General features: G+C 48.8%; 8 protein-coding genes. All 8 read left to right on the top strand.

Features of this window, described 5'->3' with window-relative positions:
* Window positions 1-192 precede the first annotated feature (192 nt).
* Complete coding sequence (lepB, locus tag OCV96_RS13065) at window positions 193-768, top strand: signal peptidase I (protein WP_022313015.1); 576 nt, start codon at window positions 193-195, stop codon at window positions 766-768.
* Between the two features lie 24 nt (window positions 769-792).
* Window positions 793-1,632, top strand: coding sequence for a ribosome biogenesis GTPase YlqF (ylqF, locus tag OCV96_RS13060; protein WP_117466452.1), 840 nt, complete (start codon window positions 793-795; stop codon window positions 1,630-1,632).
* Window positions 1,633-1,636: 4 nt separating this feature from the next.
* A complete protein-coding gene (gene lepB, locus OCV96_RS13055; protein WP_227064534.1) occupies window positions 1,637-2,182 on the top strand; it encodes a signal peptidase I in 546 nt (181 codons plus the stop codon).
* Between the two features lie 20 nt (window positions 2,183-2,202).
* A complete protein-coding gene (locus OCV96_RS13050; protein ID WP_262594690.1) occupies window positions 2,203-2,961 on the top strand; it encodes a ribonuclease HII in 759 nt (252 codons plus the stop codon).
* A gap of 28 nt (window positions 2,962-2,989) precedes the next feature.
* Window positions 2,990-4,618: a flagellar hook-length control protein FliK gene (fliK, locus tag OCV96_RS13045; RefSeq protein ID WP_262594689.1), complete on the top strand. Its 1,629-nt coding sequence runs from the start codon at window positions 2,990-2,992 to the stop codon at window positions 4,616-4,618.
* Window positions 4,619-4,817: 199 nt separating this feature from the next.
* Window positions 4,818-5,126, top strand: a complete 309-nt coding sequence (locus OCV96_RS13040) for an EscU/YscU/HrcU family type III secretion system export apparatus switch protein (protein ID WP_117466456.1) — start codon at window positions 4,818-4,820, stop codon at window positions 5,124-5,126.
* Window positions 5,123-5,491 (top strand): YraN family protein, encoded by a 369-nt coding sequence (locus OCV96_RS13035; RefSeq protein ID WP_119623664.1) that lies wholly within the window; start codon window positions 5,123-5,125, stop codon window positions 5,489-5,491. The genes OCV96_RS13040 and OCV96_RS13035 overlap by 4 nt, the downstream gene beginning before the upstream one ends.
* Before the next feature lie 4 nt (window positions 5,492-5,495).
* The coding region (locus OCV96_RS13030) for a purine nucleoside phosphorylase YfiH/LACC1 family protein (RefSeq protein WP_262594688.1) at window positions 5,496-6,082 on the top strand (587 nt) is incomplete at its 3' end.

The following is a 6,082-nucleotide window of genomic DNA, read 5'->3' as shown; positions in this document are numbered from 1 at the left end:
CACTACTTCTTATATGCTTGTAAGTACATAATTTTTGCAGTCATGACACAAGAAAAGCTCCCTCACAGGAAGGAGCTTTGTCTACAGTCTGGGGCAGCTGTTTCTGACAGCTGCCTTTTATATTTATTTGAAAAAGGAATACGGATATGGTACACTGAGACTTGTAAACACTATGCGAGATAGGACAGAACATTGAGAAATAAGGGACTAAGTTTTTATAAAAAAAAGAAAAAGATCAGTCAGGAACTGCTCAGGGAAATTTTCAGCTGGATCTTCGGCATTGCACTGTCAGTCTTTCTGGCTGCAGTGGTGGTTATCTTTCTGGGAAAGTCCACCAGAGTTGTGGGCATGTCCATGGAACCGACACTGGAGAATGGACAGCAGATATTTATTGACCGTTTTCTGTATGTTTTATCTTCTCCGAAGGCGGGAGACGTAGTAGCATTTCTGCCGAATGGCAATGAAAATTCCCATTATTATGTCAAGCGTGTTGTGGCAGGGCCGGGAGACAAGGTAAGGATCGCGGACGGAACTCTGTATGTCAACGGGCAGGAAAGCAAATGGGTGACGGAACGGATCCTGGATGCGGGTATAGCGGAAAACGAGATTATCCTTGGGAACAAGGAGTATTTCTGCATCGGGGACAACCCGAATAACAGCGAAGACAGCAGATCCGCCAATATCGGACCGGTGGAGGAGGGCGATATGATCGGCAAAGCCTGGTTCCACTTAAAATCCGGGACGGATGGCATCGGCTTTATCAAATAGAAAGTATGGTAGGAGAATAGAAAAATGAATTATCAGTGGTATCCCGGTCATATGACCAAAGCAAGGCGTATGATGCAGGAAAATATCAAGCTGATCGATCTGGTGATTGAACTTGTAGATGCCAGAATCCCCATCAGCAGCAGGAATCCGGATATCGATGAACTGGGAAAAGGTAAATCCCGTATCATTTTGTTGAATAAATCAGATCTGGCAGATCCGGTGTGGAATAAGAAATGGGTCGAGTATTTTTCAAATCAGGGAATGGGTGTACTGGAAATCAATTCCCGTACCGGTATGGGAATCAAGTCGATCCAGGGGCTGGTACAGGAAGTCTGCAAGGAGAAGATTGAACGTGACAGAAAGCGAGGCATCGTAAATCGACCGGTACGTGCTATGGTAGTGGGAATCCCAAATGTGGGGAAATCCACTTTTATCAATTCCTTCGCGGGAAAAGCCTGCGCCAAGACGGGAAATAAACCCGGTGTGACCAAGGGAAAACAGTGGATCCGTCTGAATAAAGGACTGGAACTTCTGGATACCCCCGGTATCCTGTGGCCCAAATTCGAGGACCAGCAGGTAGGAATGCGTCTGGCATTTATCGGATCCATGAACGATGAGATCCTAATTCCAGATGAACTGGCCTGTGATCTGATCGGAGCCATCAAAGAGCTTTATCCGAAGGCTTTGCAGGAACGCTACGAGGCAGATCCTGCGGGCAAGCCCATAGAGATACTGGAAGCAGTGGCAGAGAGCCGCAAATGCTATGCAAAGGGAGAACAACTGGATCTGGGGAAAGCCGCCGGCATCCTGATCGATGATTTCCGGAGCGGCAAGCTGGGACGAATAACACTGGAGAGGATATAGACAGATGAACAGAATCATGAGAGAATTATTAAACACAGCGATCTACCTGCTCTGTGTACTGGGAGCGGTATGGCTGGTGATCACCTTTGTAGGACAGCGTACGGAAGTGGAGGGAGCCTCCATGGAGAATACCCTGCACAACGGGGATAATCTGATCGTGGATAAGTTAAGCTATCGTTTTCATGATCCGGAACGCTTTGACATCATTGTCTTCCCGTTTCAATTCCAGGACAACACCTATTATATCAAGCGTATCATCGGACTGCCGGGAGAGACGGTACAGATCATGGATGATGGCAGTATCTACATCAACGGGGAAAAGCTGGAAGAGAACTACGGCATGGAAGTCATAAAACCGGAGACCATCGGCCGGGCGGCGGAACCCATTGAACTGGGGGATGATGAATATTTTGTCATGGGAGACAACCGCAACAATTCCAGCGACAGTCGTACGGATATGGTGGGTAACATAACAAGAGAAAATATCATCGGAAAAGCCTGGCTCCGGATCTGGCCGGTTTCTGATTTCGGTGTATTACAACATCAATAACCATAAATGGGGATAAACAAATGGAAAGTGCAGCAAAGATCAAGGAAATATTACAGGCAGCTTCAATGGAAAAGCTGCCTGAATTTATAGCAGAATATGAGAATGATCCCAGAAGCGGTGTGCAGAAGCTGGTGTCTGGCGCACTGAAAAAGATAGATGCTCTGGAAAAGGAACGTCAGCGGATCGAGAATCTGAAAAAATACGAGAAAGAATACGCACAATATACCTATATCTGCGGAATTGACGAAGTGGGAAGAGGTCCTCTGGCGGGACCGGTAGTGGCAGGTGCTGTCATTCTGCCGAAGGATTGTGATATTTTATACATTAATGATTCCAAGCAGTTATCCGAAAAAAAGAGAGAAGAGCTGTACGATGTGATCACGAAGGAAGCGGTGGCCTGGGCAGTGGGCTATGCTTCTCCGGAGCGGATCGATGAGATCAATATTTTACAGGCAACCTATGAGGCCATGCGGGAGGCTGTCGGCAAACTGGATCCGGCACCGGATCTGTTGTTGAACGATGCTGTGACGATTCCCGGAGTGGAGATCCGACAGGTGCCGATCATCAAGGGCGATGCCAAGAGCATTTCTATCGGTGCGGCCAGTATTGTGGCCAAGGTGACCAGGGACCGTCTGATGGAGCAGTATGCCGATGTGTTTCCGGAGTATGATTTTGCATCCAACAAAGGGTACGGCAGTGCGGCACATATTGCGGCACTGAAGGAGTATGGACCGACTCCGATCCACAGACACAGCTTTATCAAAAATTTCGGATTTTAAGGCATTTTAGCGTGCCGGGAGAGAAAATATGAAGCTGACAGGATGGTTCTCACAGGATAAAATAGCGGATAACAGCAGAGTACAGACTCCAAATAATGCGAATACCGAACAGGTAAACCGGCAGATCCGTGCACTGGTTCCCGGGCAGACCCTCAGAGGAGAGGTGGTCTCCAGGGAGGGCAATAATGCGCAGATCCGTCTGCTGCAGGATGTCCTGGTGGATGCAAAAGTGGATGCGGATATCCGTCTGGAACTGGGGCAGAACATTACCTTTCAGGTAAAAAATAACGGGCAGACACTGAATCTGAGTCCTCTTTTTACCAATATGGCAACAGAAGGAACCGTACTGAAAGCGTTGGATATGGCATCGCTGCCGGTGAACGAGAATACGGTAGCCATGACAAAACAACTGATGGATGCGGGGCTTCCTATTGATAAGAATACGTTGCAGCAGATCTGGCATGAAAGTAATGCGTTCCCGGATGCGGAGATTCTGGATCTCGTGAATCTTCACAGAGTGGAACTTCCGGTGACGGAGGAAAATATCACACAGATGGCATCCTATCGCAATCTGACACATCAGCTGACAGCAGGAATCGCAGAGACCGGAGAAAGTCTGACAAATATGCTGCAGGGGCTGGTAGAGAGCGGAGACATAGAGCAGGCCGCCACAATCTACAGTGAGGTTCTGGAACTGTTGGCTTTCGAAGATGCGGCCGGAGAGACGGTAACAGGACAACAACAGACCGAGGGACCTCTGCCGGAGCCTGGCGTGGATGTGACAGTGACCTCGGAAGAGGCAGAACAGATGCCAGTACAGCCTTCGGCAACAGCACCGGAAGCTGTGCCGGGGCAGAAGACCATCATAGAGGAACCGACGGAGACGGCATCGGGCAACGGTCAGACGATAAAAGAAAATCCCGGTGCAGAAAAAACACAGGAGGCACCACAGCTGCAGAATCTGCAGAAACTGTTAAAGCAGGGGCTGGAGACGAAAGATATTCCCTTGCTGCGCAGTATTCTCCATAATTCCAAAGTGGCAGAGCTTCCGGCAAAACTCCTGGCGGATCGGTGGAGCATAAAACCAGAGGATGTGGAATCTCCGGAGAAGGTGGAGGAACTTTACCAGAAGCTGGGAAAACAGTTGAAGGGGTTGAGTAATCTTTTGGAAGAAAACGGACAGCGTGGTTCAAGTGCTTATCAGAACGTGACGAATTTAAGCCAGAACGTGGATTTCCTGCAACAGATCAACCAGACCTATGCCTATATCCAGCTGCCGCTGCATCTACGGCAGGGAGAGCACAAGACGGGAGAACTGTTCGTATATACCAACAAGAAAAATCTTGCCAGAAAAGACGGACAGGTCAGCGCACTGCTACATCTGGATATGGAACATCTGGGACCGCTTGATGTGTATGTGACTCTGAAAGATACCAAAGTCAGCACAAAATTTTATGTACAGAATGACACAATTCTGGATTATCTGGAGGCTAATATGGATGTGTTGACAGAGCGGCTGCAAAAAAGAGGCTATGACTGTAAATGTGAGACAACACTGCGTACCGAATTACAGCAGACGGCGCAGGCCATGGCACCGCTTCTTAAGACAGAAGGAAGTGTTCCGGTAGCACAATATGCCTTTGATGTGAGAACATAGCTCATCCATAGGAAACAGACGTGACTGCTAGCAGGCAGCGGATGTTTCCTATGAGAGGAGCGGACAAACATGAGTATGCAGGACGATAGTCCGGAATACGAATGATTGTTACGATTTCGAGAGTGCGCAGCACGGAGAAAACGTATATGTTTTGTGCGGCTGAAACCATGTATGTTAAGAAGGCCATAGAGGAAACAGAATGAATGACGAGAAAAAGAAAGTAAAACAGGCCGTAGCACTGGAATACGATCCCTCGGATGAGGCACCCAGAGTCATAGCCAGCGGCAAGGGAATTCTGGCGGAGAAGATCATAGAGAAGGCCCAGGAGAGCAGTGTGCCGATCCATCGGGATGACAAGCTGGCGGATACACTGTCCCGGCTGGACATCGGCGAGATGATCCCGCCGGAGTTGTATGAAGTGGTGGCGGAGATTCTGGTATTTGTGGATGCTGTGGATCACCGCATGGTAAAGGAAAGTGTGGCAAACGGGGGAAAACATAAGGGTTGAATACCAGACAGACGGGGAATGTATATGAGCAGATGGCTGCGGACTATCTGGAGAAACAGGGAATGCGTATCCTGGAACGGAATTTCCGCAGAGGCAGGAACGGTGAGATCGACATTATCGGCAGAGACGGAAAATATCTTGTGTTTGTGGAAGTGAAATACCGTTCCGGTGATGAAAAGGGAAATGCGGCGGAGGCCGTGACAACGGCGAAACAGAGAACCATTTGCAGAGTTGCGGATTATTACCGTTATCTGCATCATTATGGGGAGGATACCTGGGTGCGCTATGATGTGGTGGCAATCCAGGGGGAGGCACTTCACTGGATTCCAAATGCTTTTCCGCATCATTATAGTGCAAGGAGTTAGAAACATGTATCCATTGAGCAGAACAGACAGCAGAGACACAGACAGTATACAGCAGAGACAAAAAGGGGAACTGGAGTATCTGGTATTCCCGAAGCTGGAAGAGACCGGTGTGGTGGAACATCTGTTTACCACAAGGACCGGTGGTGTCAGCAACGGAATCTATTCCACTATGAACCTGAGTTTTTCCAGAGGAGATGACCTGGAATGTGTCAGAGAGAATTACAGACGGATTGGTGAAGTACTGGGAACAGACCCGGAACATATGGTGGCATCGAAACAGACCCATACCACGAATATTCATCTGGTGACGAAAGCAGATGCCGGAAATGGGATCACCAGACCATCGGTCTATGACGATATAGACGGTCTGGCTACGGATATCCCCGGAATCGCACTGGTGACTTTTTATGCAGACTGTGTTCCTCTGTATTTCGTGGATCCGGTACACAGGGCCATCGGACTGGCGCATTCCGGCTGGAGAGGAACGGTAGCGGGAATGGGAGCTTGTATGGTACGATATATGCAGGAACATTTTAACAGCCGCCCGGAGGAGCTGGTGGCGGCCATCGGACCGTCCATCTGTGTGGATTG

It is taken from the genome of Waltera acetigignens (genome assembly GCF_025567015.1).
Taxonomy (GTDB): Bacteria; Bacillota; Clostridia; order Lachnospirales; family Lachnospiraceae; genus Acetatifactor; species Acetatifactor acetigignens.
The sequence above is the reverse complement of the archived record's forward strand: the minus strand, read 5'-3'. Positions and strand labels throughout refer to the sequence as shown.